This is a genomic window from Lentilactobacillus sp. (genome assembly GCF_040773105.1).
GTDB lineage: Bacteria > Bacillota > Bacilli > Lactobacillales > Lactobacillaceae > Lentilactobacillus > Lentilactobacillus parabuchneri.
Window position 1 is genome coordinate 1 of the sequence record NZ_JAXGWW010000251.1, and the last position, 2,997, is coordinate 2,997.

At 43.0% G+C, this 2,997-nt stretch carries 3 protein-coding genes and 2 pseudogenes; all 5 read left to right on the plus strand.

Annotated features, from left to right (window positions below):
• Positions 1-677, plus strand: a 677-nt coding sequence (locus AB3112_RS10250) for an RluA family pseudouridine synthase (RefSeq protein ID WP_367334434.1), incomplete at its 5' end; no start/stop codon positions are given.
• 159 nt (positions 678-836) lie between these two features.
• Positions 837-1,013: a hypothetical protein gene (locus AB3112_RS10255; RefSeq protein ID WP_167547571.1), complete on the plus strand. Its 177-nt coding sequence runs from the start codon at positions 837-839 to the stop codon at positions 1,011-1,013.
• Between the two features lie 167 nt (positions 1,014-1,180).
• Positions 1,181-1,976 (plus strand): annotated as a pseudogene (locus tag AB3112_RS10260) (DUF1003 domain-containing protein).
• An 84-nt stretch (positions 1,977-2,060) separates the two neighbouring features.
• Positions 2,061-2,651, plus strand: coding sequence for a GNAT family N-acetyltransferase (locus AB3112_RS10265; protein WP_084974692.1), 591 nt, complete (start codon positions 2,061-2,063; stop codon positions 2,649-2,651).
• A gap of 139 nt (positions 2,652-2,790) precedes the next feature.
• Positions 2,791-2,997, plus strand: a pseudogene (locus AB3112_RS10270) (hypothetical protein); the annotation flags it as partial.

A 2,997-nucleotide genomic window follows, 5' to 3' on the forward strand; every position in this document is an offset into this window, starting at 1 on the left:
ACCCAAACGTGGCGGTCAGTGACGGGCCAATCGTTGTGGTTTTTGAAGATGCCAATTGGCTGGTCGTCGACAAACAAGCCGGGTTGACCGTTGTTCCCGGACCAGCTAACCGTAACGACACGTTGGTGAATCGAATCAAGGGACACTTAATCGCGGAAGGGGCGACAGATTTAGTGCCCCACATTATCACCCGCTTGGATCGGTTTACCAGCGGCTTGGTATTAGTTGCCAAGCACCAGTTGGCCAATAGTTTGGCAAATGACTTGTTGACCGCTAAGACCTTGCATAAACGCTACCAGGCAGTTGTGTCAGGAACGGGGCTTAAAGCCCATGGCATGATTGACAAACCGATTGCCAAAGATCCGGAAGGGTTCGGTCAACTGATTGACGACCAGGGGAAATCAGCTCAAACGGAGTACTGGGTTCGCGGTGAGTTTGTTGATCGAACCTTGGTAGATGTTGTGCTGCACACTGGCCGCACCCACCAGATTCGGGTGCACTTTGCGTCCATCGGTCACCCTTTGTTGGGGGATGCACTGTACCACGGTCCGATGGATGAGGGCATCTCCAGGCAGGCACTACATGCCACGGAACTGCAGTTTGTCGATCCATTTTCAAAAAAAGAATTTAAGTTTGAATCCCAGCTGCCTGCCGACATATTACAGGTAATACATTAGAAGAATACTCATATTGTTCATTACTGAACATTGATGGAATAACGAATAGAAAACTTATAATCATTATAAATTAGAATTTGATGAAAACGGTGTCAATTTCGTTGTCTTTTTGCCAGCTTCTGTTATGATGTACCTATCAACTGAAGGAGGAGACTAGATATGTCTACCAATGGTGAATCGGATCAGACGGTTCAAAAAATTATTGCTGAAATAGAAACTAATTTATCTGTATTATCATGGATGAAGGCCGCAGAGGATAACAAGGAAGCTCAAGAACATATTCGCGCATTAAAGGCTGCTTTGTCGAAAGCAAAATCAGATTTAATTAAGGCATAATGCTCCACGCTTTGGTTAGGCACTAGTTTTAGACGACTAATAAATGATTTGAAAATACCGTCTTACTGATATAATGATCAGGAAGACGGTATTTTTTTGTGAAAACGAATTTTTTTGATACATGAAAGTGACATTAAGCTCAAAATGATGGAGAAAGGACCGATAACATGCCAGAATTAAAAACAGCAATTTGCTTCATTGACCACCGTGAGCACATGCAAATTGATGGTCGATTTTTAAAAGACTTGGAACCTGCGACTCGAAACCTGATTAAAGGGGATTATCCAAAAGCCAAAGTAACGGATTTCATTTGTGATCACGACCTGCTGAAGTACCAGCTGATGAGAGTTGACGGAATGGTGAATTCCGATGTTAAACAAACCAAAAAAAATCAATCGCCGGCTAACCAAGGCGATGCAAAGTGATGATTATGATATTGTCGACGTTAACGACAACTTAGCCAAGAGTTTGACGTTTGGGCAAAAAGTCTCTGACGCCGTTGCCCGTTTTGGCGGGAGTTGGGGATTCATCTTTGCCTTTACCTTCGTGCTGGTGTCGTGGATGTGTATCAATGCACTGCACTTGTTTGGCCTGCACTTTGATCCGTATCCATTTATTTTGCTGAACTTGGCCCTGAGCTGTATTGCGGCGATTCAGGCCCCAATTATCATGATGAGTCAAAACCGGGCTGCCGACCGTGATCGGATGAGTTCTGAAAACGATTATCACGTGAATCAAAAATCCGAGCACGAATTGCGAATCCTCCATGCAAAGCTCGATAACCTGACGCAAAATCAGCTGCCACATTCATTGGAGATTCAGAAATTGGAAATCGAAATTCTTGGTCAGATCCGCACCGAGCTTGATATGCTGCAACGAAATCAAATGGGCAACCCGAAGAATGACTTGAATGAAAACACCTCGCAAGAAAATGAAAACAAGTCTGAAAATAAAACGGATTAAATCCCCTGATTTTGACAATTAATGAAAACTTCAGTAATATGTTAGATAACACATACTGAATGTTCATTTATTAGGAGGATTTTTTTGATAACCGTTAGAGAAGCACAACAGGATGATGCTGGCCAGATAGCGCCGTTGATTGATATCATTTTTGATGAAATGGAACTCGATGAATTAGAAGACGTTCCCGAACCTGGATTAGCCAAGGTCATCACGAGGGCTTACCAGACAGATACTTATCTGTCGAGTAAAGCATCCACCGTGGTGGCCGAGGCCAATGGCCAAGTTGTTGGGGTCGTCTTTGGATATCCCAGCGAAAATGAGGACGATATTAATAACGTCTTGATCAATTTATCAAAAAAGAGTGCTGATTTTAAAGCCCCATACATTCCCGATTCTGAGACCAACTCCGATGAGTGGTACTTGGATTCAATTGCCGTCGATCCCGACTGGCAGGGCCATGGGATTGGTAGCAAGCTGCTTGCCGCCGTTCCAAGAATGGCTTTAAATGATGGGAAGTCGGTGATCGGCTTGAACGTGGATTTTGAAAATCCGGAAGCAAAGAAATTATATGAACGAAAAGGCTTTAAGACTGTGGGCACCCAAATGATTGGGGACCACTTGTATGAGCATATGCAAAAGGCTGCCAAGCAACCAAGTTTGTTATATGTATAACTTTAGTAAGAGGCTGGAATTTTTTATTCCTGCTTCTTTTTTGTTTTCTTTGGCTATTCGACTTGCACAAATCAAAAAGGACAAGTAAGATTGTTTTTGCATGATTTTCTCTAACTAAATTCTACAAAAGGGGACTCATATGGAAGACAATATAAAGCTTGGCAATCCAGTTTTTGATAAGATGATGTTTGTGCTGGACAAGCCGGTTAACGAACAGAACCACCGCGACTATCGGTTCGATAATGAAGAATTGGTGGAGATCAGCGATGGCATTTGGGCAATGCCCGCGTACATGAAGGATGACGATGATTTCAGCATGTTCTTCATTATTACTGAGATTGATGAC